18 protein-coding genes are annotated in these 25,062 nt (G+C 72.6%); 14 read left to right on the top strand and 4 right to left on the bottom strand.

The features are described from left to right. Positions 1 to 176 precede the first annotated feature (176 nt). The 3 genes from ABZU75_RS12895 (at position 177) to ABZU75_RS12885 (ending at position 5,326) form a co-directional block, all read left to right on the top strand. On the top strand, positions 177 to 1,382 hold the full coding sequence (locus tag ABZU75_RS12895) for an ROK family transcriptional regulator (RefSeq protein WP_350911807.1): 1,206 nt from the start codon (positions 177 to 179) through the stop codon (positions 1,380 to 1,382). Between the two features lie 171 nt (positions 1,383 to 1,553). Continuing rightward, positions 1,554 to 4,325 carry a glycoside hydrolase family 3 C-terminal domain-containing protein gene (locus ABZU75_RS12890; protein WP_355552963.1) on the top strand — a complete coding sequence of 924 codons (2,772 nt, stop codon included), beginning with the start codon at positions 1,554 to 1,556 and terminating at the stop codon, positions 4,323 to 4,325. Continuing rightward, positions 4,322 to 5,326, top strand: a complete 1,005-nt coding sequence (locus ABZU75_RS12885) for a LacI family DNA-binding transcriptional regulator (protein ID WP_350911811.1) — start codon at positions 4,322 to 4,324, stop codon at positions 5,324 to 5,326. Before ABZU75_RS12890 ends, ABZU75_RS12885 begins: the two co-directional genes overlap by 4 nt. A 206-nt stretch (positions 5,327 to 5,532) precedes the next feature. Here the strand turns inward: ABZU75_RS12885 and ABZU75_RS12880 are convergent, their stop codons facing one another. From ABZU75_RS12880 to ABZU75_RS12870, 3 genes are all read right to left on the bottom strand, one after another. Continuing rightward, complete coding sequence (locus ABZU75_RS12880) at positions 5,533 to 6,903, bottom strand: hypothetical protein (RefSeq protein ID WP_355552959.1); 1,371 nt, start codon at positions 6,901 to 6,903, stop codon at positions 5,533 to 5,535. A 288-nt stretch (positions 6,904 to 7,191) separates the two neighbouring features. Next, complete coding sequence (locus tag ABZU75_RS12875; protein ID WP_355552956.1) at positions 7,192 to 8,946, bottom strand: biotin carboxylase N-terminal domain-containing protein; 1,755 nt, start codon at positions 8,944 to 8,946, stop codon at positions 7,192 to 7,194. A gap of 90 nt (positions 8,947 to 9,036) precedes the next feature. Then, a complete protein-coding gene (locus ABZU75_RS12870) occupies positions 9,037 to 9,759 on the bottom strand; it encodes an SDR family oxidoreductase (RefSeq protein ID WP_350911817.1) in 723 nt (240 codons plus the stop codon). A 173-nt stretch (positions 9,760 to 9,932) separates the two neighbouring features. Between ABZU75_RS12870 and ABZU75_RS12865 the strand changes: the two genes are divergently transcribed. Further along, positions 9,933 to 10,205 carry a WXG100 family type VII secretion target gene (locus tag ABZU75_RS12865; protein WP_030907662.1) on the top strand — a complete coding sequence of 91 codons (273 nt, stop codon included), beginning with the start codon at positions 9,933 to 9,935 and terminating at the stop codon, positions 10,203 to 10,205. A gap of 47 nt (positions 10,206 to 10,252) precedes the next feature. On the opposite strand, the gene ABZU75_RS12860 is transcribed toward ABZU75_RS12865, so the two are convergent. Then, entirely contained in the window at positions 10,253 to 14,818 is a 4,566-nt protein-coding gene (locus tag ABZU75_RS12860; protein ID WP_355552951.1) for an FtsK/SpoIIIE domain-containing protein, read from the bottom strand. Between the two features lie 831 nt (positions 14,819 to 15,649). Here ABZU75_RS12860 and ABZU75_RS12855 point away from each other — a divergent pair. The 10 genes from ABZU75_RS12855 (at position 15,650) to ABZU75_RS12810 (ending at position 25,017) form a co-directional block, all read left to right on the top strand. Further along, a complete protein-coding gene (locus ABZU75_RS12855) occupies positions 15,650 to 16,351 on the top strand; it encodes a hypothetical protein (RefSeq protein WP_355552948.1) in 702 nt (233 codons plus the stop codon). A gap of 1 nt (position 16,352) precedes the next feature. After that, positions 16,353 to 17,144, top strand: coding sequence for a hypothetical protein (locus ABZU75_RS12850; protein ID WP_355552945.1), 792 nt, complete (start codon positions 16,353 to 16,355; stop codon positions 17,142 to 17,144). Further along, positions 17,141 to 18,442 (top strand): ATPase, T2SS/T4P/T4SS family, encoded by a 1,302-nt coding sequence (locus ABZU75_RS12845; protein ID WP_355552942.1) that lies wholly within the window; start codon positions 17,141 to 17,143, stop codon positions 18,440 to 18,442. Before ABZU75_RS12850 ends, ABZU75_RS12845 begins: the two co-directional genes overlap by 4 nt. Next, entirely contained in the window at positions 18,439 to 19,326 is an 888-nt protein-coding gene (locus tag ABZU75_RS12840; protein ID WP_355552939.1) for a type II secretion system F family protein, read from the top strand. Before ABZU75_RS12845 ends, ABZU75_RS12840 begins: the two co-directional genes overlap by 4 nt. Further along, positions 19,319 to 20,254: a type II secretion system protein gene (locus tag ABZU75_RS12835; protein WP_350911827.1), complete on the top strand. Its 936-nt coding sequence runs from the start codon at positions 19,319 to 19,321 to the stop codon at positions 20,252 to 20,254. The genes ABZU75_RS12840 and ABZU75_RS12835 overlap by 8 nt, the downstream gene beginning before the upstream one ends. Before the next feature lie 2 nt (positions 20,255 to 20,256). Then, a complete protein-coding gene (locus ABZU75_RS12830) occupies positions 20,257 to 20,505 on the top strand; it encodes a hypothetical protein (protein ID WP_350911829.1) in 249 nt (82 codons plus the stop codon). Positions 20,506 to 20,644: 139 nt separating this feature from the next. Further along, entirely contained in the window at positions 20,645 to 21,025 is a 381-nt protein-coding gene (locus tag ABZU75_RS12825) for a TadE family protein (RefSeq protein WP_350911831.1), read from the top strand. Next, positions 21,022 to 21,429 (top strand): TadE/TadG family type IV pilus assembly protein, encoded by a 408-nt coding sequence (locus ABZU75_RS12820; protein ID WP_355552934.1) that lies wholly within the window; start codon positions 21,022 to 21,024, stop codon positions 21,427 to 21,429. The genes ABZU75_RS12825 and ABZU75_RS12820 overlap by 4 nt, the downstream gene beginning before the upstream one ends. Before the next feature lie 176 nt (positions 21,430 to 21,605). Further along, a complete protein-coding gene (locus ABZU75_RS12815) occupies positions 21,606 to 22,013 on the top strand; it encodes a pilus assembly protein TadG-related protein (RefSeq protein WP_350951711.1) in 408 nt (135 codons plus the stop codon). Between the two features lie 52 nt (positions 22,014 to 22,065). Further along, positions 22,066 to 25,017, top strand: a complete 2,952-nt coding sequence (locus tag ABZU75_RS12810; RefSeq protein ID WP_355552929.1) for a hypothetical protein — start codon at positions 22,066 to 22,068, stop codon at positions 25,015 to 25,017. The last annotated feature ends 45 nt before the right edge of the window (positions 25,018 to 25,062 follow it).

The following is a 25,062-nucleotide window of genomic DNA, read 5'->3' as shown; positions in this document are numbered from 1 at the left end:
GTGTCGTGGAGCATGGCTCCGGGGTAGAATTAGTTCGTCTTTCGACCAAACAAATTAGTCGAGGGTGACCGTCGCCACAAGGGACCGCCGATCGCGGGCCGCCGGGGGGCGGTCACAGATTGGTGAACGATGGGGCATGATGGGGCCAGCCTGGCCGAGCGGGAGCGGGACTCACCTTGATCACATCTACGACTGACCCGCGTCCGGCCGACTTCGCCGACGTACGGGCCACCAACCTCGCCGTCGTGCTGAGGTTCGTGCGCGAGCACGCGCCGTGCTCGCGGGCCGACATCGCGGCGTCCACCGGGTTGAACAAGGCGACCGTGTCGAGCCTGGTCGCCGATCTGATCGACCGCCGCCTGGTCAGGGAGACCGGTCTGACGGAGAACCGGGTCGGCCGCCCCGCCACGATGCTGGTGCTCGACGGCTCGCCGTACGCGGCGATCGGCATCGAGGTCAACGTCGACTACGTCACCGCGGTCGCGGTGGACCTGTCGGGGGAGAAACTGCTGTCCTGGCGGAGGTCCTTCCCCGGCGCCGCCGGCACGGCGGGGCAGGCGATGGCCACCGTCGCCGGGATCGTCCGCCGGGTGGTGAACCGGATGACCAAGCAGGAGCGCCAGGTCCTGGGGCTGACCGTGGGCGTGCCCGGACTGATCGGCACCGACGGCACCGTGCGCATCGCGCCCAACCTCGGCTGGCGTGACGCCGACCTCTGCGGCGACCTCACCAAGGCCCTGCGCGACCCGGGCTTCCCGGTCCAGGTCGACAACGACGCCAACCTGGCGGCCCTGGCCGAGCACCGCTTCGGCCCGCATGCCGGGACGGCCAACCTGGTCTACCTCACCGGCGAGATCGGGGTCGGGGCCGGGATCATCCTCGACGGCCGGCTACGCAGGGGAGGCCAGGGGTACGGCGGCGAGATCGGCCACATCCAGCTCGACCCGCTCGGCGCCGAGTGCCGGTGCGGGCGTCTGGGCTGCCTGGAGGCCGTCGCCGGGATCGGCGCCGTGCTGGAGCACGCCACGATCTCGCCCGCCGAGGTCGAGCTCGAACTCGACGAGGTGGTGCGGCTGGCCCGCGGGGGCGACCCGCGCACGCTCGGGGTCCTCGACACCGTGGGCCGCAACCTCGGCAAGGGCGTGGCGGTGCTGGCCAACCTGCTCAACCCCGAGGTGGTCATCCTGGGCGGTTACTACGTGCCGCTCGCGCCGTGGCTGCTGCCCGCGGTGGAGACCGAGACGCGGGGGCGCGTGATCGCGCCGGACGCCGGGGGCTGCCGGGTCGTCGCCTCCACGCTCGGTTACGGCGCGGGGGCGCTGGGTGGTGCCGCGCGAGTGCTCGACTCGGTGGATTCGGGTCGTTTGCCGCGGATCTCTTGACCTGGGCCGCACGGGAGTGCACCCTTCAGGGAAGCTCCGCTCGAAACACGCGCGTAACGCACGGGTGACGAACGGAGTTTTCCCGGACCGATTATCGAAGCGCTTCGACAGAGGCGTTTTTCCAGGACAGAAAATCGAAGCGCTTCGACGCTCTCAAAGGGATGGTCCCCGATGAACGAACCGTTCCGTGACCCGGAACTTCCCCTCGCGCGGCGGATCGCGGACCTGCGGGGCAGGCTCACGCTGGAGGAGAAGGTCGGGCTGCTGCACCAGTACCAGCAGCCGGTGGAGCGGCTCGGGCTCGGCCCCTTCCGTACCGGCACCGAGGCGCTGCACGGCCTGGCCTGGCTCGGTCCCGCGACGGTGTTCCCCCAGGCGATCGGGCTGGCCAGCACCTGGGACCCCGACCTGGTACGGCGGGTCGGCGAGGCCACCAGCGACGAGGTGCTGGCCTTCCACCACAAGGATCCGGCGGGGGCCGGGCTCAACGTCTGGGCGCCGGTGGTCAACCCGCTGCGCGACCCCCGCTGGGGCCGCAACGAGGAGGGCTACTCCGAGGACCCGTGGCTGACCGGTGTGATGGCGACGGCGTACGCCTCCGGCCTTCGTGGGAGCGATCCCACGGTGCTGAAGACCGCCCCCACCCTCAAGCACTTCCTCGGGTACAACAACGAGACCGACCGCTGCGTCACCTCCAGCGACCTGCCGCCCCGGGTGCTGCGCGAGTACGAGCTCCCGGCCTACCGGTCCGCGCTGACCAGCGGCGCCGCGGTCGCCGTGATGCCCTCCTACAACCTGGTCAACGGCCGCCCGGCCCACCTCAGCCCGCTGATCGGCGAGGTGCTGCGGGCCTGGGCGCCCGACGATCTCCTCGTGGTCAGCGACGCCTACGCGCCCGCCAACCTCACCGGCCTGCAGGCCTACTACGACGATCTCCCCGAGGCCTACGCGCACGCGATCAAGGCGGGGCTCGACAGCTTCACCCAGGACGACGACCGCACCGGGGCCACCCTCGGTCACATCCACGCCGCGCTGGAGCGCGGCCTGCTCGCCGAGGCCGACGTCGACCTCGCGGTCCGGCACGCGCTCTCCATCCGCTTCCGGCTGGGCGAGTTCGACCCCACCACCCCGTACGACGACATCACCGAGGCGGTGGTCAACTGCCCCGAGCACCAGGAACTGGCCCGCGAGGCCGCCCGGCGCTCGATCGTGCTGCTGCGCAACGACGGAATCCTGCCGCTGACCTCGGTACGCAGGATCGCGGTCATCGGCCAGCTCGGTGACACCCTCATGGAGGACTGGTACTCCGGGACGCTCCCCTACGCGGTCACCGCCCGCGCCGGGCTCGCCGAGCGGTGCGAGACCGTCTTCTGCGAGGCGGTGGACCGGATCACGCTCTCGGTGGACGGCGGCCACATCGTCGCCGACCTCGACGGCGGGCCGCTCGGCATCGGTGCCGAACCCGGCCTGTTCGACCTGTTCGACTGGGGCGGCGGCTGCTACGCGCTGCGGGCCGTGGCGACCGGGCGCCACCTGTCGGTCGGCGACGACGGCGTGCTGGTCAACGACCAGCCGGGGCCCAACGGCTGGGAGGTGCGCCAGACCTTCCGCACGGAGGAGCGCCCGCGCGGCACGCTGGCGCTCCGGCACATCTCCACGGGCCGCTACGTCGCGCTGGACGGTGAGGTTCTCCGCCTGGTCGACGACGCCGACGCCGCCGCCTGGTTCACCGTGGAGCGGGTGGTCAGCGGCGCCGAGGCCGCCGCCGCGCTCGCCGCGACCGCGGACGTGGCCGTGGTGGTCGTCGGGGACCATCCGCTGGTCAACGGCAGGGAGACCGAGGACCGCCTGGACCTGGCGCTGCCCGCCGCGCAGCAGGCGGTGGTCGAGGCGGTACGCGCGGTCAACCCGAGGACCGTCATGGTGATCAGCAGCGGCTACCCGGTGACCTGGGACGGCGACGACCCGCCCGCGGTGCTGTGGTCCTCGCACGGCGGGCAGGAGTACGGGCACGCGCTGGCCGAGGTGCTGTTCGGCGACGCCGACCCCGAGGGGCGGCTCACCCAGACCTGGTACGGCTCCGCGTGCGAGCTTCCCGACCTGCTCGACTACGACATCATCGCCGCCGACGCGACCTACCAGTACTTCCGGGGCACCCCGCTCTACCCCTTCGGCCACGGCCTCAGCTACACCACCTTCGACTACACCGACCTGGCCGTCTCGGTGCGGGGCGGCCGGCTCACCGCCTCGGCCACCGTCACCAACACCGGTGGCCGGGCCGGAGTGGAGGTCGTCCAGATCTACACCCGCCAGCGGAGTTCCCGGGTCAAGCAGGCGCTGCGCCGCCTGCGAGGCTTCGTCAAGGTGCGGCTCGCCCCCGGCGAGAGCACCCGGGTCGACTGGGACCTCGACGTTCGGGAGCTGGCCTTCTGGGATGTCACCAGGGGCCGGTTCGTCGTCGAGGACGCGTCCCACAAGATCATGATCGGTGGCTCCGCGCGCGACATCCGGCTCTGTGCCTCCTTCCACGTCGACGGCGAGCGCATCCCGCCGCGCGACGCCTTCGCGGGCCCGATCGCCGCGGTGGACCACGACGAGTACGACTCGGTGGCGTTCGTGGACGCGGCCAGGGTCTCCGGCGACGCCGTGCGGTCCACCGCCGAGGGGGCGTGGATCGTGTTCCGCTCGGTCGACCTGGGAAAGGGGGCCGCCTCCTGCTCGGTCAGCGCCACCAGTGCCGAGGGCGGCGTGATCACCCTGCGCCTGGACGACCCCCTCTACGGCCCCGTGGTCGGCGACCTCCCCGTCCCCCGCGCCGGCCGCCATGACCTCACCGAGGTGCGCGCCGGACTTGCGGAGCAGGGGGGAGTCCACGATCTTTATGTGGTGTTCGAGAACATGGGGATCACCGTGGCCGCCCTGAGCTTCGACGAGACCTCATGAGCGAGCGGGCGGTGACCATCAGCGAGGTCGCCAGGCACGCGGGGGTGGCGGTCAGCACCGTGTCGTACGTGCTCAGCGGGAAGCGCGCGATCTCGGCCGACACCCGGCGCAGGGTGCTCGACAGCGTGCGGGTCCTGGGATACCACCCCAACGCCGGGGCGAGGGCGCTGGCCAGCAAGCGGGCCAACGTCATCGCGCTGGTGCTGCCCCTGCGGGTGGGGATGCACGTCCCGGTGCTGATGCAGTTCGCCACCTCGGTGGTCACCGCCGCGCGGCAGTACGACCACGACGTGCTGCTGCTGACCGCCGACGAGGGATCGGACGGGCTGCGCAGGGCGGCGGCGAGCGCGCTGGTCGACGGGCTGGTCCTGATGGACGTGGAGCTGCACGACAGCCGGGTGCCGCTGCTCAGGGAGCTCGCCGAGCCCAGCGTGCTGATCGGTTTCCCCGCCGACTCGGCCGGGCTGACCTGCGTCGACCTCGACTTCGCGAGGGCGGGTGCGCTCTGCGTGGAGCACCTGGCCGAGCGCGGGCACACCGAGGTCGCGCTGCTCGGTGCCCCCTCGGTCGTCTACGACCGGGGCACCGGTTTCGCCCGCCGCACCCGGGAGGGCTTCGCCGCGGCCGTGGCCGACACCGGCCTGAAGGGGGTGGCCCTGTCGTGCGAGGAGAACTTCGACCAGGTGTCCGCCGTGATCGCCGAGCTGCTGGACACCAGGCCGGGCCTGTCCGGGCTGGTCGTGCACAACGAGGCCGCGGTCAACCACGTGCTGGGAGCGCTGCGCCAGCACGGCAGGCGGGTGCCCGACGACGTCGCCGTGGTGGCGATCTGCCCCGACGACATCGCGGAACGCTCCAGTCCGCCGCTGACCTCGGTGCTGATCCCGGCAGAGGAGGTGGGCCGCCAGGCGGTCCGGCTGCTCATGGAGAAGCTTGAGGGCCACGTCGTCCCCGAGGACACCCTGCTCCAGCCGCGGCTCACCGTGCGCGACAGCACCTGAGAGCCTCCGTACGGCGGGATGGCGCCACCTGGAGCCCGGCGTGGGAGGTGACGACGCCATCCAGAGCCCGGCGCGGGGAATGATGACGTCACCCGGAGCCCGGTGCGGAGAGTCCGGCGGCGGGCTCCGGTAACGACGCGTAGAAGGACGAAGGGCGCGCTCCCCAGAAGGGGAAGCGCGCCCGGCGTCGTTCTACGCGGGTGGGACTACCAGTCGCCCCCGCCGAAGTCTCCGCCGCCGAAGTCGCCGCCGCCGCCGAAGTCACCCCAGCCGCCGCCGCCGAAGTCGCCGCCACCGCCGAAGTCGGTGCCGCTGTCGGCGCCCCCCTGCTCGTAGCCGGCTCCGTAGCTGCCGTAGCCGCCGCCGAAGCCGCCGCTCAGCATGCTGCCCATCATCGTGCCGACGAGCATGCCGGTCATGACGTCGCCGAAGCCGCCGTAGTAGCCGTAGGCGTACGGCTGGTAGGCCGGCCCCGCGTCGTAGTACGGGCGGCGCTGGCCGTCGACCATGACCTCGCGCGTCTGGGGCTCGAAGCCGCGCTCGACGGCCTCGGCGTCGGCCGCGCAGGCGGGCACGTCGCGCAGCGCGCCGCCGGGCGGGGCCCAGCGCACGTCGCGGACGGAGGGCCCGTGCTGCGGGTTGAAGAAGCACGGGGAGCGCCGCTCGGGCAGCGGCTGGTGGTTGACGCGCGCCTTCACGCAGGCGAGGGCGTAGCGGCCCTCCTCCAGCGCGGTGGTCACGCCGCGGAGCTCGTCGGGGCGCTTGACCGCCGCGAGCTCCACCTTGGCCCGCTCGTAGGAGTCCAGGGCGCGCTGCCAGTCCTGGAGGTGGTCGGCGCCGTCGCCGAGCAGCTTGACGTCGGTGTCGAGGTCGGTGATCTCCTCGCCGAACTTGGTGACGTCCTCGTCCACGGTCTGCTTGACCGCGGCCAGCTCGGCGGCCTCACGGATCTCGCGATCCTTCTTCTTCTTGCGGGAGTAGAAGAAGATGCCCGCGCCACCGGCCGCGGCCAGCACCAGGATGCCGACCAGCACGCCGGTGCTGGAGCCGCTGGAGGAGCTGGAGCTGGAGGAGTCGGAGGACTTGGCGGGGACACCGGCGCCCGTCGCCGCGTCGTCCGCCAGCTTGGTGAAGTTGATCACGCTGTCGGTCGGGCTGTTGGTCTTGGCCCGTCCGAGCAGCTCGTCGATGTCGACGCCCTTGATGTTCGTGACGCCGAACGGGGTCCTGCCGCTCATCACCAGGACCGTCGACTTGGGGCCGACGCTCTTCAGGAGCGAGCTCAGCAGGGTCCTCGCCTGGGACTGGCTGGTGATCGAGTTCTCGGGGAGCATCGCCACGTAGACGGAGGAAGTCTTTTCGGCCGCGCCGCGCATGGCGTCGACGGCGTTGGCGGGCAGGCCCGCCGCGGGATCGGCGTAGAAGTGATCCCCGTCCTTCAGCTCCGAGGCGATCGCGCTGGGGTCTGGCGCCGCGGCGTGGGCCGCCGGGGCGAGCATGAAAACGGCCAGCAGCCCGGCGAGCAGTGCCATGAGCATGGCACCGAAACGGCCTGGCGCGGTTCTAATCGTGGTCACGGCAGAAAGCCTCCTTCGTCCTGAAGACGAATGAGTGGACGTCAGAGTTCCTACATCCCGACCGTATCCTTTTCCGAACCGCGTCAGGCGTCTACCGGGGCATCCGGTGTGTGATCGTCGCGCCACGGCCCGCGTGGACCGGCGCACGCGAAAGCTCCAGCGAGGGTGGCCGGGGCTCCGGAGCCTGGCCCCGGCGCGATGTCCATGGATCCCCGCCGGATCTCCGGGGCGACCGGGACGGCATGCCGAAGCCGGTGAACGTGGGCGGACACCGCGCCGGGCGGGACCTCAGACGTCCTTGATCTCGCAGATCGTGGCGCCCGAGGTGACGGTCTGGCCGACCTGTGCCGCCAGTCCGGTGATGGTGCCGGCCTTGTGCGCGGCGAGCGGCTGCTCCATCTTCATCGCCTCCAGCACGACGATCGTGTCACCGGCCGCGACGGTGTCGCCGTCGGCGGCGACGACCTTGACGATCGTGCCCTGCATCGGGCTGACCAGCGAGTCGCCGCTCGCGGCCTTCTTGGCCACCCCGCCGCCGCCCCGGCGCGGCGCCTTCGACGCCGCGCCGCCCGAGCCGGGGTTCCCGGCGGCGAACCCCGCGGGGAGCACCACCTCCAGCCGCTTGCCGGCCACCTCGACGGTGATCCGCTGCCGCTCGCCCGGCTCCTCGGCCGCGCCGTGCTCTCCTACGTGCGGTGCGATCGTGTTGTCGAACTCGGTCTCGATCCATCGGGTGTGCACCGAGAACGGCTCGCCGGTGAACGCGGGATCGGCCACCACGGCACGGTGGAAGGGCAGCACGGTCGGCATGCCGTCGATCTCGAACTCGGCCAGCGCCCGGCGCGAGCGCTCCAGGGCCTGTGCCCTGCTGGCTCCGGTCACGATCAGCTTGGCGACCAGGGAGTCGAAGGACTGCGGGACGGTCATGCCGGCCTCGTAGCCGGCGTCCAGGCGCACCCCGGGGCCGGAGGGGGCGCTCATCCGCGTGATCGTGCCGGGGGCGGGCAGGAAGCCGCGCCCGGCGTCCTCGGCGTTGATCCGGAACTCGATCGAGTGGCCGCGCAGCACCGGGTCGCCGTAGCCCAGCTCCTCGCCGTCGGCGATGCGGAACATCTCCCGTACCAGGTCGACGCCGGCGACCTCCTCGGTCACCGGGTGCTCGACCTGCAGCCGGGTGTTGACCTCCAGGAAGGAGATCGTGCCGTCCTGGCCCACCAGGAACTCGCAGGTGCCGGCCCCGACGTAGCCCGCCTCGCGCAGGATCGCCTTGGAACTGGTGTAGAGCAGGTCGAGCTGCTCGGGGGTCAGGAAGGGGGCGGGTGCCTCCTCGACCAGCTTCTGGTGGCGGCGCTGCAGCGAGCAGTCACGGGTGGACACCACGACCACGTTGCCGTGGGTGTCGGCCAGGCACTGGGTCTCCACGTGCCGGGGACGGTCCAGGTAGCGCTCGACGAAGCACTCGCCCCTGCCGAACGCGGTGACCGCCTCGCGGACCGCGCTGTCGTACAGTTCGGGGATCTCCTCCGCGGTGCGCGCCACCTTCAGCCCGCGCCCGCCGCCTCCGTAGGCGGCCTTGATCGCGATCGGCAGGCCGTGCTCGGCGGCGAAGGCGACGACCTCCTCGCTCCCGGAGACCGGATCCTTGGTGCCGGCCACGAGCGGCGCGCCGACCTTCTGCGCGATGTGGCGGGCCTGCACCTTGTCGCCGAGCGCGGTGATCGCGGCCGGCGGCGGGCCGATCCAGGTCAGGCCGGCGTCGATGACCGCCTGGGCGAAGTCGGCGTTCTCGGCCAGGAAGCCGTAGCCGGGGTGTACGGCGTCCGCCCCGGTCTCCGCGGCGACCCGCAGCAGCTTGGTGATGTCGAGGTAGGTTTCCGCGGGCGTCTGGCCACCAAGGGCGTGCGCCTCGTCCGCGACCCGGACATGGAGTGCGTCCAGGTCCTGGTCGGAGTAGACGGCGACGCTGGCCAACCCGGCGTCCTTGCACGCGCGGGCGATTCGCACCGCGATCTCACCACGGTTGGCGATCAAGACCTTATGCACCGACGTCGTTCCCTTCAGGCGTGCGAACAGGGGGCTGGCGGGCCTCCAACGGAGTGTAAGCGGCGCTTGATGGCGAAGCCGAGGGGGGTCCTACCTGCCCAGGTACGCGCCGCCGTTGACATGCAGAACCTGCCCGGTCACGTGGCGTGCCTCAGCGGAGGCGACGAACCTCACGGTCTCGGCGACGTCGTCCGGAGTCCCGGCCCTGCCGTTTCTGGTGCCCTCGACCCTGCGGCGCACCCCCTCTGAGGTGAGACGGCCCCGGAAGAACTCGGTGTCCACGATCAGACCGGGGGAGACCACGTTGGCGGTGACGCCCCGCGGCCCCAGCTCGGCGGCCAGGTCGGCGGTCCACGCCTCCACGGCCGCCTTGGCCGCGCCGTAGGACCCGGAGCCGGTGCCCCTGGCCGCGATGGAACCGATCGTGATGATCCGGCCGCCCTCGGCGAGGCGCGGGATGAGCGCGCTGGTGACCAGCACGGCCGACATCAGGTTGGCGTTGAGGTTGGCCCACCAGCCCTCCGCCACGTCCATCAGGTCGTCGCCGGACGGCACGCGATCCAGGTTGGTGTTCCCGCCCGCGTTGTTGACCAGCACGTCCACCCGCGCGGGCAGCCGTTCCAGCGCCTCGCCCACCGCCACCGGGTTGGCCGCGTTGAACGCCACGTACGAGACGCCCAGCCGGTCGGCCGCCTCCTTGAGCACCTGCTCGCGCCGCCCGGTGACGGTCACCCGGTCGCCCTGCGCGGCGAACGCCGTCGCGATGGCGTAGCCGATCCCGGTGCCTCCGCCCGTCACCACAATCTCACGCACTGCCCATATCTCCTTGAATCACTAAAAATCAAGACAATGGAGAACGTTAGCCTCTCAGTGGAGAAGGGAACGTCCATAGCCGCTCGGTATATCCCGGATACCCCTGTGATCCGTACGCCTATCGTGATTTCGTTTGGTGACCAACCCCCGACACCGATCCGAAGGAGACTGGCATGAGCCAGAACTTGCTCGGCGGCAACCCCGCGGAAATGCAGCAGATGGCCACCCAGTTCACCCAGCAGGCCGACCAGGTCAGAGCCACCGTTGCCGCCCTTGACAGGGAGGCGGCGAAGGTCGGAACCGCCTGGACGGGGCCCGGCGCCCAGCGTTTCAGCGAGGCCTGGCAGAACTACCGCGCCGCTTTCCAGCGCATGTCCGAGGAGCTCGGCGAGGCTTCTCGGGTGATCAACACCTACCGCGGCAATATCGAGTCCGCCACGCGATAGGAAACGGCCCGCCGAAATGCCCCGGTTCTGGAAAGACCGGGGCATTTTCAGGTGACGGCGGCCTGAATGGGGGTCACCGAGCCCAGGGTCACCAGCAGGCCGCGCCCCGGGGGGCCGCCGACCGCGCCGCGGGGCAGCCGGACCGTGAACAGATCGCCGTCGGCGGGGCTCTGGACCGAGAGCAGCAGGCCGGTGCGCCCCTTGCGGGTCTCGGCCGCGAAACCTCGGTAGGCGGTGGTCAGGTCGCCCGTGGTACCGCCGATGATCATGCCGTGCTCGCCGTCCCTGCCGCTCCGGAGCACCTGTTCGAGCGCGGTGCCCAGGGGGGAGTCCGGGGAGATCAGCTCGGCGTCGTCGACGATCACGACGTAGCGGTCCTGCCCCGCGACGGCCTCGTGCAGGTCACCGTTCGCGTCCAGCACGGCCAGCACGCCCGGGGTGTCCACCAGCGTGCACAGTGGGCTGCGCCGGGGAGTCACCAGGACCGTGGGGGTGCCCTGGGTGAGCAGGGAGTGGGTGGCGGTCAGCAGTGCCGTGGACCTGCCGGACCTGGGCGGCCCCGCGACGACCGCGCCGGGGCCGTGGGCGAGCAGGTCGACGCCGAGCGGGGCCAGCGAGTCGCCCCCGGCGCCGAACAGCGCCCACAGCGGCGACGGCGGCCGGAAGGAGGGCACCAGATCCAGGACCTGCGCCGCGGTGACGCGCATCGGCAGCGCGTCCACCCGCATCGGCGGGTCGGCGGTGATCTCCGGTGCCGACCGGGCCAGCGCCTGGAGCGCGGCGACCTGCGCCGGTCCCGAGGGGTCGTCGCAGAGCAGCGCGATCTGGCTCTCGGTCGTACCGTACTCGCCGACAGACAGCGCGCGGCCCGGCGCGAGGGCCGTGGGCAGGTCCTTGACCGGCAGCCCGGCCAGGCCGTAGTCGGACGGGTCGGCCAGCCGCAGGATCAGCCGGTCGTCGAAGACCGTGGAGATCTGCCCGAGCAGCACGGACCTGTCACCGGTCACCACGGCCCGCAGCCCGACCGCGGGTCCCTCCCGCAGCAGCTGCATTAGCGAATCGATCAGCCGCCCGTAGTCGTAGCCCTCGAACGCGGCGACGAATCCCTCCCACCGGTCGAGCATCAGGACCAGCCACGGCAGCCGGGGGCCGTCCGTGCCGGCGCGCAGCTCGGCCAGCGAGGCGTACCCGGCCTCGGCGAGGAGTTGCTGGCGCCGCCCCACCTCCGCGCGGAGCCGGGCCAGCAGCCGCTCCACCCGGTCGAGCTGGTCGCGCGTCACCACGGCACCGCAGTGCGGCATCGCCATCAGGGGCAGCAGCGCCCCCGAGCCGCAGTCGATCGCGTGCACGTGCACGTCGTCGGGGGAGGTCTGGCCGGCGATCGCCCCCGCGAGCGTGCGCAGCGCCGTGGACCGCCCGCTCCGCGAGGCGCCCGCGACAAGCAGATGCCCCCCTCCCGCGAGGTCGAGCGCCAGTGCCCGCCGGTCCTGCGCCCAGGGCATGTCGGTGACCCCGAAGGCCAGCGGCGGCACCTCCTCGGCCCCCGCCCGGTAGGGCAGACCGGTGGACGGTGTGGCGAGGCCGGGGACGACCATGAGCTCGGGGAGCGGTTCGAGCCAGGGGCTCGGCTGCTCCGCGACTCCGGCGACGCGGGCCGCCTCGACGAGGGCGTCGGTGAGTACGGACAGGTCGGTGACGTGGCCTCCCTCGACCCCCGCGCGCGCCGGCCTGGGGCGTCCCAGAGCCTGCCAGCCGACCTCCGTCACCCGCACCCTGGCCTCGCCGCCCGAGACGCCGGGGCTCCGTCCGCCGATCCGCGCGGTCTGCACCGCCGTCGCCGAGCCCGCGCCCGACTTCACATAACACCGGCCGGGAGCGGACTTGGGGATGTACGAGGCGTCCGGACGGTCGATGACGTCGGTGGACTCGGTGGACTCGGTGACCCGCAGCGCGATCCGCAGGGACGTGTTGGCCTGGATGTCGGCGGTCACCACCCCGCCGGGGCGCTGGGTGGCGAGGATGAGGTGGATGCCGAGCGAGCGCCCCCGCCTGGCGATGTCGACCAGTCCGGTCATGAAGTCGGGCAGCTCGCTGACCATGGCCGCGAACTCGTCGATGACCAGCACCAGCCGGGGCAGCGGGGCCGGAGGCTCGGCGCGCCCGCGCAGCGGCCTGACCGGCGCGCCGCCTCCGGCGACGAGCAGGTCACGGGAGGCGCGGGCCGTGCGGGCGTCGCGCAGCTCGTGGTAGTCCTCGATGTCCTTCGCTCCCACGGCCAGCAGCAGGCGCTCACGGCGGCGGATCTCGGCGGCCAGTGAGGCCAGGGCCCGCTGGGTCAGGTGGCCGTCGAGGTCGCTGACCATGCCCACCGTGTGCGGCAGCCGCACGCACTCCTTGAACGCGGCGCCGCCCTTGTAGTCGATCAGCACGAACGTCATCTCGTCCGGCCTGTTGGCCACCGCCAGCGAGCAGATCAGGGTCTGCAGCAGCTCCGACTTGCCCGCGCCGGTGGTGCCCGCGATGAGCGCGTGCGGTCCGTCCCTGCGCAGGTCGACCGAGAAAGGTCCCTCGGGGCCCACCCCCACCACGGCCTCGGTCGCCCGGCCCCAGCGCTCGGCCAGGGCCGCACCGGAGACGGAGGGCAGCTCCAGCAGGTCGAGCAGCCGCGCGGAGCCCGGCAGGGCGAGGCCGGCGTCGTCGCGGCTGACGTCGCGGATCGGCGCCAGCGAGCGGGCCAGCCGGTCACACCAGGCGGCCGTCACCTGGTCGGCCAGGATCTCGCCGAGGTCGTCCAGACCGCCGCCGCGCAGCCGCACGGTGCCGTCGGCCTGCATGGCGGCGACGGTGGCGCACTCCTCGGGCAGCAGCCGCTGGTCGCCGTCCACCGCCAGGGTGTAGACGCCCGCGCGGGGTCCCTGGCGCAGCACCTGGGGCATGCCCGGCAGCGCGCGCAGCACCTGCGCGCCGTCGAGCACCACCAGCACGTCGTAGGGGCGCTCGTCGTAGACGGGGGCGGCGTACGGTTGCTCGGACCCGCCACCCCCCAGATCGCCCCAGCCGGCCGGTACGCGGCCGAGCCTGGCCGCGGGCCCCGCGGCGGCGTCGTCGCCGAGGCGCTCGTCGATCAGCGCGGCCAGCTCGCTCACCCTGCGGGCCGCGGCCTCGGGGTCGGCGCCGACCAGGGCCACGCAGTCCTCGCCGCCGCGCGGGGCGCAGTGCGGCAGCCACCGTACCCAGCTCCAGCGCTCCTCGCCGTCACCGTGCGCGGAGAGCACGACGATCGCCAGGTCGCGCGGGCTGTGCAGGGCGGCGGCCTGGCCGACCAGCCAGCGCGCCAGCCCGGCCGTCGTCTCCCTGGGCCCGGTCAGACCGGTGACGCCCAGGCGGCGCATGGCAAGTGCCACCGGCACCGCCTGGCAGGTGGGCGGGGCGGGCATCGGGGTGTCGGCCGGGGCGGAGCGCTCGGGGGTGAACTCCAGGTCGGCGGGGAGGTCGGCGAGGCCGACCCGGAGCCGCAGCGCGTCGGGGTCGTGGTCGCGCCGCTCCCAGAGCCGCCGCCGGGGGCCCGTCACGGTGAGCAGCACCTCGGCGGGGTCGGGCGCGGCGGCGCGGCGGGCGGTCTCGTCGTCGGCACGGGCGCGCTCCACGGCCGCCTCGAAGACCTTCAGCCGCTCCCGGTACTCCTTGAGCTGCAGGCGGTACTTCTTGCGGCCGTGCCGCCGGTCGCTCCACCACTGGCCGATCATGATCAGCGGTGTCATGAGCGCGAACAGCAGGAAGTACCACGTCTGGAGCGCCCAGGCCATGCCGAACCCCAGCGCCGCGGGCAGGAACGCGGTCAGCAGTTGCAGCCGCATGGTCTCGGCCCGTCTGGGCTCGGCCGGGACCTCGAAACGCCGCGCGCCGCCCGGCGGGCGGAACCTGGGCGGCCGGTTGTAGGCCAGGCCGCCGTCCGGCTGCGCGTCCAGGTGCGCGTCGGGCGGCTCCACCGCCTTGAGGGTCAGCACGCTGCCGCCGCAGCTCAGCAGGGCGTGCTCGGGCCAGGGCAGCGGACCTTCCAGCCGCTCGCGGTCGAGCAGGGCCCCGGCCCTGTCCCCCGGGTCCCCCGGGTCCCCCGGCTCCACGGTGATGGCGTCCGGGGTGAGCCGCACCACGGCGGCCAGCGCGGACAGCCGGGGGTCGGACACGGCCACCGAGCAGGCGGGGTCGGAGCCGATGGTGTGCACGCCCAGGCTGAGGCGGTGCACCGACCCGGCGGCGGGCCCGCCGACCACCCGGATCTCCACGATCCCGCCGGGCTCCTCGGCGAGGGTGGCCATGGCGAGCGAGCGGTCGAGGGTGACCAGGTCGCCGTCGCGGAGCAGGCCGAGCGCGGGGGCGGCGGGGTCGAGGGGGCGGCCGTCCAGCCAGAGCGCCGGGGGCTCGGCCCCGGCCGAGTCGCGGCCCAGCCCGTACGGGGCCTTGCTGCGTGTCAGCCGCACTACGTTGCTCGGACGTTCGCCGCCCTGGCCCGCGAGTGACTCCGCGAGCCGTGCCACCGTGGTCGTCTCGTCGCCCTCGACCACGACATCGCGGTCGGCGTGCTCGCTGAGCACGGTGAGCATGATCCGCATCGACGCTCTCCTCGGGTCAGGCCCCGGATCCACCGTACAGAGTGGAAACGGGGTCCGAGAGGGTGTTCGCGGCAATCTCATGGCTCGCGACCCGGTATGTGGAAAACATCCCAGCCTGTGGATAACTCTCCGTAGGCGGCGGCCGTTTATACCGCTTTATGGGGATATTTGGTGATTTATCGCCTCCTGGGGGCCAGCCTGCCCGCGGTATGGAGCTGTGGAAAACCTGTTCGGAGAACCGGCGGAACGGCGGGCCGCGGTCCGGGCCCGAAGCTCGCCCATCTTCTCCTCGAGCAGCCCGGCGTACGCGCTGACCTCGGAGGTCACCTCGGCCAGCCCGACGGCCGCGCGGTGCAGCCCCTCGATCATTCGCTCCGTCGCGGGGGCGGCGGTGAGGCGTTCGACCCCGCGACGGCGCATTCGCCCGGCCGCCGAGCGGAAAAGGAGCCTGACCCGTCCCCCGCCCGAGGCGTCACGCCCGGATGATGTGGCCATCTCTCCAGGGTGCCACATTTTGAACGGGTTCAGGGTTAAGGAGGGCGCACATCCCGTGAGCGATGGAGTGAAGGAGGAGGTGGGGCGCCGTAATGATGGAGGTAAATGCTGGGACGATTGGTGCAAGAGTTAATTACCGTCCTTATCACCCAGATAAGTGTCCCGTCATCTAGCGAAACCGCCACTTTCTTCTGAAGCGGCGTTGACAGACGTGTTCCTATCAAACGAGCATGGGTTCTGGTTTTTGTCCGGCAGCCCGTCGGCATGGTGCGCATAATGGCGTAAATTCGACCAGTAGTCCCCATATTTATGATCACTCTGGGAGTCCCCCTACCCATGAGGACCAGTGAGAAGCCAACGGGCCGTGTCCCGGTGAACGCCGAGCGCCAGTCGTCGGCGGGCACCCTGTCCGGGCCGGCGTCGCGCAAGCTTCCCGTGCCCCCACGCGAGCGCAAACCAGCCCTCGCCGCCCTCGCCGTCCTCCTCATCCTGGGCGGCGCCCTCGCCACCACCCTGCTCGTCCTGCGCAGCGGCGACCGCGTCTCGGCGATCGCCGTCTCCCAGCAGATCGGCGCCGGCCAGCAGTTCACCGAGGCGATGCTCAAGGAGGTCCAGATCGCCGACACCGGCATCGGCTACGTGGCCTGGTCCCAGCGCGCCCGCGTCGCGGAGAACTTCGCCCGCGTCACCCTCATCCCCGGAACGCTCCTGACCCGCGAGATGGTGGTCTCCGCCAGCAGGGAGCTGGGCCCCGGCAAGGCCCAGGTCGGTCTCGCCCTCAAACCCGGCCAGTCACCGGGCACCCTGGAGCGCGGAGACCGGGTCCAGGTCGTCTACGTGCCGAGCAGGGGCGGCGGCGGCGGCCAGGAGCGGCGGGTACTGGCGCAGAGCGCCCTGGTCCACCAGATCGGCACGCCCGGCAGGAGCGGTGCGAACGGCCTGGTCACCATCATCGTGGACAGTTCCATCTCACCGGAGGTCGTCGCGTACGCCTCCACCGGTGAGATCGCGCTCGCCGAGCTGCCGGGAGCACGCTGACGTGGCGCTCATCGTGCTGGCCGCGGACAAGGGCGCGCCCGGAGTGACCACGGCGGCCACCGCGCTCGGCGCGATCTGGCCGCGCCCGGTGCTGCTCGCCGAGTGCGACCCGGCGGGCGGAGATCTCGCCTACCGCCTGCCCGCGGCCGACGGCGGCGTGCTCAACCCGGCCAGGGGCCTGCTCACCCTGGGGGCCACGGCCCGGCGCGGCCTGCACCCGGAACAGATCCACGAGCACACCCAGAAGATCATCGGTGGTCTGGACATACTGGCGGGGCTGACCCACGGCGAACAGGCGGCCGGGCTGACCTGGCTCTGGGGTCCGCTCGGCCGGGCACTGGCCACGATGCCCGGCGCCGACGTGCTGGCCGACTGCGGACGCCTCGGCGGCCACCCCCAGCTGGCCGAGCTGACCGCGGAGGCCTCGCTGGTGGTGCTGTTCACCAGGGCGAGCCTGGACCACGTCGCCCACCTGCGGGAACGCCTGCAGATCATGCCTCGCGAGCCGCAGGTGGGCGTGGTCGTGATCGCCGACCCCCGGCAGTACCGCACGATGATCGAGGAGGTCCGCCGGATCGTCGTGGGCACCGGCAGGAACCTCGCCTTCGTGAGCGGGCTCGCGCACGACCCCAAGGGCGCGGAACTGCTGCGCGGCCAGTGGGGCGGGCGCCTGGACCGCTCCCTGCTGATCCGCACCGCCCGGGAGCTGGGCGGCCGCCTCGCCGCACAGGTCAGCGCTCCCGAGCCGGTCATGGGCGTGCCCGTCGAGCCGTCGAGCGGAGCCAGACCGTGACCATCGACCACACGCTGGTGAAGCGCTTCCGGCAGGACGTCGGAGACAGGCTGGCCCACCAGCGCCGCCTGGACCAGGCCAGCGGCCTGCAGCCGATGACCGGTGAGGACGAGCGCCAGTTCGCCCGCGCGCTGATCGCCCAGATCCTGGAGGAGTTCGCCCGCGGCGAGATCGGCGTCGGCAGGACCCCGCCCACCGCCGAGGAGGAGGAGGCGCTGGCCGCGGGGATCCACGCGGCCCTGTTCGGCGTCGGCCGCCTCCAACCCCTGCTGGACGACCCCGAGGTCGAGAACATCGACATCAACGGCTGCGACCGGGTGTTCGTCGGCTACGCCGACGGCCAGGAGATCATGCGTGAGCCCGTGGCCGAGTCCGACGAGGAACTGGTCGAGCTGGTCCAGATCCTCGCCGCCTACAGCGGCCTGTCCAGCAGGCCGTTCGACACCGCCAACCCCCAGCTCGACCTGCGCCTTCCCGACGGCTCCCGGCTCTCGGCCGTGATGGACGTGACGGTCCGCCCGTCCATCTCCATCCGCCGCTCCCGGCTGGGCAAGGTCTTTCTCAGCGACCTGGTGGGAAACGGCAGCCTGACCCCGGAGTTGGGGCGTTTTCTGGCGGCGGCGGTGGCGGCCAGGAAGAACATCATGATTTCCGGTTCGACCAACGCCGGGAAAACGACACTGCTGCGCGCCCTGGCCAATGAGATTCCGCCCACCGAGCGGCTCATCACCGTCGAGCGCGCCCTCGAACTCGGCCTCGACCAATTCCCGGAACTCCATCCCAACGTGGTCGCCTTCGAGCAGCGGCTGCCCAATTCCGAGGGCCAGGGCGAGATCACCATGGCGGAACTGGTCCGCCGCTCCCTGCGCATGAACCCGTCCAGGGTGATCGTCGGAGAGGTCCTCGGCGACGAGATCGTCACCATGCTCAACGCGATGACCCAGGGCAACGACGGCTCGCTGTCGACGATTCACGCCAACTCCTCGATGGAGGTCTTCAACCGCATCGCGACCTACGCGCTCCAGGCCACGGAGCGCCTGCCGATCGAGGCCACCCACATGCTCATCGCGGGCGCGATCGACTTCGTGGTGTTCATCGAGAAGCGCAACGACTACGCGGTGGGAGGCAGGCTGCGGCGCTTCGTGTCGAGCGTGCGCGAGGTAGCCGGAGTGGACGGCAGGGTGCTCTCCTCGGAGGTGTTCGCCATGACGCCCGACGGCCGGGTCGTGCCGCACGCGCCGCTGTCGTGCCTGGAGGAGCTCGCCCACTTCGGCTATGACCCGGGAGGCTGGACATGACCTCCCTGCCTCCGGGCCTGTTCGACCCGCTGGTGCTGCTGGCCGGCATCGCGATCGGCGCGGGGCTGTTCCTGCTCGTCGTCGCGCTGTACGGGGTGCGCCCCCGCCCGTCGTCCCCCGGCAGGAAGGCGGGCAGGCGCGAGTTCGTCCGCGCCCTGTCCACCCGTACCGCGGTGGGGGTCATCGTCGGGGTGGTCGTGCTCGTGGTGACCGGGTGGCCGGTCATGGCGGTCGGAGCCGTGCTCCTCGCCCTGGCCTGGCGGGGCCTGTCCGGCGGAGCCGCCGAGGAGCGGACCGCGATGCGCAGGCTGGAGGCCCTGGCCGCCTGGACCGAGTCGCTCCGCGACACCATCGCCGGGGCGGCCGGGCTGGAGCAGGCGATCCCGTCCTCGATCCGGGCGGCGGCCCCCACGCTCCGCCCGCACCTGCGGTCGATGGTCGACCGCCTGCACACCAGGATGGCGCTGCCCGACGCGCTCAGGCGCTTCGCCGACGAGCTCGACGACCCCTCGGCCGACCTGGTCGTGGCCGCCCTCATCCTCAACTCCAAGCTGCGCGGTCCCGGCCTGCGTGACGTGCTCGGCGCGCTGGCCGTCTCCGCCCGCGAGGAGCTCGACATGCGCCGCCGGGTCGAGGCCGAGCGCCGCTCCACCCGGCGGAGCGTGCAGATCGTGGTCGGTACGGCCATCGCCTTCGCCGTCATGCTCGTGGTGTTCAACCCCTCCTACGTCGAGGAGTACGACAACGCGCTCGGCCAGGCCGTGCTCGTGGTGGTCGCCGGGCTGTTCGGCGCGGGGTTCGCCTGGATGCGCCGCCTGGCCCGCTTCGACAAACCCGCCCGCCTGCTGGGCCTGCCCTCCGGGGGTGAGGTGTCCGATGACTGAGGCGCTGCTGGCGGGCTCCGTGCTCGGGATGGGCCTGTTCCTGCTGTTCCGGGCGCTGTTCCCGGCCCGCCCAGGGCTGGTGACGCGGCTGCTGGCGCTCGACGCGGCCCGCGAGGGCACCGACGCGCCTCGCGCCCGGCTCATCCTGCCCGACGAGGAGGTCAGCGTCTTCCGGCGCGGCCTGGGGGAGCGGATGGCCCGCTTCTACGCGGCCAGGGGCTGGGAGGCGCGCTCCGCCAGGGCCGACCTGGCGCTGCTCGGCAGGTCGTTCGAGGGCTTCCTGGCCACCAAGGTGCTGCTGGCGGTCTCCGGGCTGCTGGCCTTCCCGCTGCTGGTCGGCTGGCTGGTGCTGATGGACTGGGGCGTCTCCCTCACCGTCCCGCTCTGGGCGGCACTCGTGGTCGCCGGGGTCTTCTTCGTCCTGCCGGACCTGCAGGTCAAGCGGGACGCCGCGCGGATGCGCCGCGACTTCCGGCACGTCGTCGGCTCCTTCCTGGACCTCGTCGCGATGAACCTGGCGGGCGGGCGCGGGGTGCCCGAGGCGCTGATGATGGCGGTCTCGGTGGGCAGTCCCGGCCCCGACGAGGAAGGCGCCAACTGGGCGATGTCCCGTATCCGCGAGGCGCTCGGCAACGCCAGGATCGTCGGCATCACCCCCTGGCAGGCCCTCGGCCAGCTCGGTGACGAGATCAACGTCGACGAGTTGCGCGACCTGTCCGCGGCGCTCGGCCTGGTCGCCGACGACGGCGCCAAGGTCCGCTCGTCCCTCACCGCCCGTGCCGCGACCATGCGCCGCCGCGAGCTGGCCGAGATCGAGGGGCAGGCGGGCGAGCGCTCCCAGTCGATGCTCGTCGCCCAGCTCCTGCTCTGCGCGGGTTTCGTGATCTTTCTAAGTTTTCCGGCCGCTATGAAGATGTTGGGGTCCTGACCATGCTGAGCCATCCGTGGATCACTTACGCGACCGCCGTTCTGAGCGTCCGGATCACCAGGGCGCGCAACGCCCCCACCCGGGGGGCCTCCGCCGTCGAATGGGTCATCATCACGGCCATCATCGCCGGGGTGGCGCTCGGCCTCGCCACGCTCATCAAGACCCTCGTCGAGGGGAAGCAGGCGGAGATCTCCAGTCAGTTCGGCGGCGGGGGCGGCGGGGGCGGGGGCGGCGACCTTGGAGACCCGTGACCGTGAGCGGGGCCGCCCCGGGAACGGGGGGGCCAAGCCCGGCCGGGACGGCAGCCGGAGCGGTGAACGCGGCGCCACGGGACGCGGTGCGCGTTCGGCCGCGCGCCGACGAGGCCGGGGCGGTGAACGCGGCGCCACCGTGATCGAGTTGGCGATCATCATGCCGGTGGTGCTGGTCGTCATCCTGCTCATCGTGCAGTCCGCCCTCTGGTTCCACGGGCGCCAGATCGCCGACGCCGCGGCCAGGGAGGGGGCGCGGCTGGCCCGGGTCGACACCGAGTCCTGGCAGCAGGACGCCGAGTCCCGCGCCCAGGAGGTGATCCGGACCGTCGGCCCGAAGCTCCTGGAGGGCGCCACGGTCACCGCCTGGGCGGAGGGCGACCAGCGGGGGGTCGAGGTGACCGCCTCGGCGGTCCAGGTCGTCCCGTTGCTGCCCTCCACCACGTTCACGGTCACCGCGCGCTTCGGCGGTCCCATCGAGTGTTTCCGGCCCGACGACGGAAGCGAAGGATGCGAGTGAGCCGGCGGATTCCCGCGGCCGGGGACGATCGAGGGTCGCTCAGCGCCGAGACGGTGTTGCTGGCCCCGGTCTTCCTGCTCTTCCTGCTGTTCCTGGTCGGCGCGGGAAGGGTGGTGGAGGCCCAGGGCGAGGTCAACGGTGCCGCCAGGGACGCCGCCAGGGCCGCCTCCGTCGAGCGCACGCTGGCCGACGCCGAGGACGCCGCGGCCGAGGTGGCCCGCGCCGCGCTGTCGGGCGAGTGCGAACCCGAGGTCAGCCTGGCCGGTACGGACTGGAAGGAGGGCGGCCGGGTCCACGCCCAGGTGACCTGCTCCCTGGATCTGGAGTTCCTCGGCTTCGGCGCCGCCAAGGAGATGAAGGGCGACTCGGTGGTCCCGCTGGAGCAGTTCCGGAGGGTTGAGTGAAGCTCGTGGACCCACTCGCGCGGCGCCGGAGACTCGCCCGTCCAACGCCAGCCCGCCGCGCGTCCGGGCACTTCCCCGCTCCGTGTCGCCGGGTACCCCCGCCCGTGGCATGCCGGACGTCCGGGTGTCCGGTGGGTTCGGGTGCCGGGAGAGGACGCCACGGCGAGCGAGGGTCGATGTCGATCTTCACGGTGATCTTCTCGGTGGTGGTGTTCCTGCTGGCCGGGCTGCTCGTGGACGGCGGGGCCGCCATCAACGCCCGGCTGCGGGCCGCCGACATCGCCGAGCAGGCCGCCAGGGCCGCCGCGGACCAGATCGACGTCGAGCACCTGCGCGCCACCGGCCAGGCCCGGCTGCTGGGAGAGGGGGAGGTCTGCGCGAAGGCCGAGGAGATCGTCTCGGCGCACGGCGCCGGCGACGTCCAGCTCACCCAGTGCGCGCTCGGCGGCGCCCAGGCCGAGGTCACCGTGAACGTCTCCGTCACCTGGAAGGCGTTCTTCCTGGCCGCGTTCGGTTTCCCCGGCTCGGACATGGAGGCCCTGGCCGCGGCGGGGCCGGACATCGGGGCAGACCAATTGCCGTGAATCGCTGGCCCACCGGTTGACCGACGACGAATCTGGACGGGGAGGGAGACGAATGCCCACGCGACAGCCCGTGCGTATCAAGGACAGGCGCACACCGGGAGACCTGCTGGCGGGCCTCGGCGCGCTGGCCGTCCTGGTCGCGCTCATCGCGGGGGTCCCCTACGCCCTGTTCCGGCTGGCCGGGCCGCCGCTCCCGCCGGAGCTGCGCGACCTCGACCTGCTGACCAGCCAGGTGGGCACGAGCACGATCGTCGCGATCCTCGTGCTGCTGGTCTGGCTCGCCTGGCTGCAGATGGTGGTCTGCGTGCTGGTCGAGATCTACGCCGGAGTGCGCCGGGTCGGGATGCCGGCCCGGGTGCCGTTCTCCGGGGGCACCCAGATGTTCGCCAACCGGCTGGTCTCGGCGGCCATGCTGCTGTTCACCGTCTCGGCGGTGGCCCTGCCGATCGCGAAGCTGACCAGCCTGCCGCCCGCGACCTCCGCCATCGTCTCGACCGGGCTGTCGGCGGCGTCGGCCCCGGCCGGCGCCGAGCGGGTGGAGCTGGCGCCGGTGCAGAAGGCCAAGAAGGTCTACGTGGTGCAGCCGCCGCACGGCCGCCACCACGAGAGCCTGTGGGAGATCGCGGAGAAGTGCCTCGGTGACGGGCGGCGGTATCCGGAGATCTACCGGCTCAACCAGCACAGGGAGCAGCCGGACGGCAGCCGCCTGCGGATGGCCGACCTGATCAGGCCAGGCTGGGTGCTGGACATGCCGGACGACGCGCGCAACGTGCACATCGTCCCGGCGTCCCAGCCGCGCGACGACACCCTCAAGGACCACCCCGGCAAGCCCGCCGAGCTGGACGGCCGTACCCAGACCTTCACCCCGGGCGGTGCGGACCTCCCGGCGGAGCCCGCACCCGAGATCTCCACTCCCGGCGAGGGCGCGGGCCAGGCGCGGGAGACCGGCCGGGGACAGGACGGGCGCCACGAGGTGGCCGGGCACCGTCCCGACACCGCCGCCGAGCGCGGCGCCTCGCACGACCCGCGCCAGGTGCCCGTCCCCAAGGCAACCGCCGAGCGCGGTCCGGACACGGCGGCCACCGCCGCGCCCGCCACCGCCGCGCCCGGGCGGCAGGATCCCGGCGCGGCGGACCCGGGAGCGGCGGTGGCGGGGCCCGCGGAGAACGGGCAGCACACCGGGCTGGAGATGCTCGACTACCTGGCCGGGGCCTCGCTGGCCGCGGCCGGGCTGCTGGTGGCGCTCGGCCGCAGGCGCAGGCGGCAGCTCTGGCACCGGGCGTTCGGGCGCCGGATCACCCGGCCGAGGGACGACGCCGCCCAGGCCGAGCTGGCGCTCAGGCTCGGCGCGGACGCCCCGGGCAGCCGGATGCTCGACGTCGGGCTCCGGCTGCTGGGCAGGTCCCTCGCCGCCCAGAACCGCGTCCCGCCCACGGTCTACGCGGCCCACCTGTCACCGCAGACCCTCGACCTGTGGATCCATCCGCCGGACCCCGACGCGCCCGCGCCCTGGAGTGCCCACGACGGAGGCCAGGTCTGGCGGCTTCCCGCGCACGAGGGCCGGATGCTCGACGAGCAGGCACTCGCCGACGCGCCCGCGCCGTACCCGGGGCTGGTCTCGCTCGGTTCCAGCGGTGAGGGCCGGGTGCTCGTCGACCTGGAGGCCGCCCACGGTCCGATCAGCATCGGGGGCGCGCAGGCCACCGCCGCTCTGGCGGCGCTCGCCGTGGAGCTGGCGACCAACCGCTGGTCGGACCGGATGCGCGTCACGCTGGTCGGCTTCGGCGAGGAGCTGACCGTGATCGCCTCCGACCGGATCAGGTACGTGGGCAGCCTGGCGGAGATCCTGCCCGAGCTGGAGGCGTCGGGCAAAGACGGCGGTAACCGAGGCGAGGTGCTCACCGGCAGGATCCACGGACGCGCCGCCGACCCGGTCTGCACCCCGCACTACCTGTTGTCCGCGATCGCCCCCACCGAGGAGGAAGGCCGCCGCCTGGCGCTGCTCGCCAGGAAGGGCGTCAGGACCGCCGCCGGGTACGTCATCGCGGGCGACGTGCCGCACGCCACCTGGAACTGGACGATCACCGAGGAGGGCCGCGCCAGGGTGGACGCGCTCGGGTTCGACGTGGCCGCGCAGCTGCTGCCACGGCGGCAGTACCGGGCATTGATCGATCTGTTCCTGGCGACCGAACGGCTGGAGGGCGAGCCGCTCGCCGATGAGCCGGAACCGGTCACCCAGACACCCTCGGTCGAGGTGCGGATCCTCGGCCCCGCCGAGGTCGTCGGTCCCTCGCCGATGGAGGAGGGGCGAGCCGTGATCGCGGTCGAGCTCGTCGTCTACCTGGCGACGCACCCCGGCGGCGTGCACCCCGTCGTGCTCGGCGGCATCCTCTGGCCACGTGGCGTGCAGGCGGTCGTCAGGGACGCCACGATCGCCAGGGTCGTCGCGTGGCTGGGCGCCGACAGCCAGGGGCGGCCCAACCTCTACGCCGACACCTCGGGGCGCCTGCGGCTCGGCCCCGAGGTGCGCACCGACTGGATGCTCTTCCGCGACCTCGTCCGGCAGTCGCACGCCAACCCCGGCGGGCGTCCCGAGCTCCTCGATCGGGCACTGGGCCTGGTACGGGGTCCGCTGCTGAACGGCCGCCCGCGTGGCCGCTACGCCTGGCTGGCAGCCGACGACCTGGAGTACAACGTGACCGCGGGTGTCGCGGACGCCGCGCACCGGCTCTGCGAGGTACGGCTGGCCCGCGGTGAGACCGACCAGGCGGTGGCGGCGGTGCGGGCCGGGCTGCTGCTGGCCGCCGATGACGAGGGGCTCTGGCGCGACCTGCTGCGGGCCACGCATCTCACCGACGACCCCGTCCGCCTGCGTGCCGTGGCCGACGCCCTGCACCGGCGGGCCGCCTCCCACCCCTACGGCGGTGGGATGGCACCGGAGACCGAGGCCCTCATCGACGAGCTGCTGCCCTCGTGGCGGATGCGCTCGGCCCCGACGGCATGACGGGCCCGGCGGGCCCGGTCCGCGCGCCGGGGGTCACGCGGGGTC

This window comes from Streptosporangium sp. NPDC005286 (assembly GCF_040607515.1).
In the GTDB taxonomy this organism is placed as follows: Bacteria; Actinomycetota; Actinomycetes; order Streptosporangiales; family Streptosporangiaceae; genus Streptosporangium.
This window is presented reverse-complemented; position numbering and strand designations above follow the sequence as displayed.

Excerpts from the sequence above, each read along its gene's own strand:
- ABZU75_RS12890 (WP_355552963.1), top strand. The coding sequence starts at position 1,554 with ATGAACGAACCGTTCCGTGACCCGGAACTTCCCCTCGCGCGGCGGATC.
- ABZU75_RS12885 (WP_350911811.1), top strand. The coding sequence starts at position 4,322 with ATGAGCGAGCGGGCGGTGACCATCAGCGAGGTCGCCAGGCACGCGGGG.
- ABZU75_RS12865 (WP_030907662.1), top strand. The coding sequence starts at position 9,933 with ATGAGCCAGAACTTGCTCGGCGGCAACCCCGCGGAAATGCAGCAGATG.
- ABZU75_RS12860 (WP_355552951.1), bottom strand. The coding sequence starts at position 14,818 with ATGCGGATCATGCTCACCGTGCTCAGCGAGCACGCCGACCGCGATGTC.
- ABZU75_RS12855 (WP_355552948.1), top strand. The coding sequence starts at position 15,650 with ATGAGGACCAGTGAGAAGCCAACGGGCCGTGTCCCGGTGAACGCCGAG.
- ABZU75_RS12840 (WP_355552939.1), top strand. The coding sequence starts at position 18,439 with ATGACCTCCCTGCCTCCGGGCCTGTTCGACCCGCTGGTGCTGCTGGCC.
- ABZU75_RS12835 (WP_350911827.1), top strand. The coding sequence starts at position 19,319 with ATGACTGAGGCGCTGCTGGCGGGCTCCGTGCTCGGGATGGGCCTGTTC.
- ABZU75_RS12830 (WP_350911829.1), top strand. The coding sequence starts at position 20,257 with ATGCTGAGCCATCCGTGGATCACTTACGCGACCGCCGTTCTGAGCGTC.
- ABZU75_RS12815 (WP_350951711.1), top strand. The coding sequence starts at position 21,606 with ATGTCGATCTTCACGGTGATCTTCTCGGTGGTGGTGTTCCTGCTGGCC.
- ABZU75_RS12810 (WP_355552929.1), top strand. The coding sequence starts at position 22,066 with ATGCCCACGCGACAGCCCGTGCGTATCAAGGACAGGCGCACACCGGGA.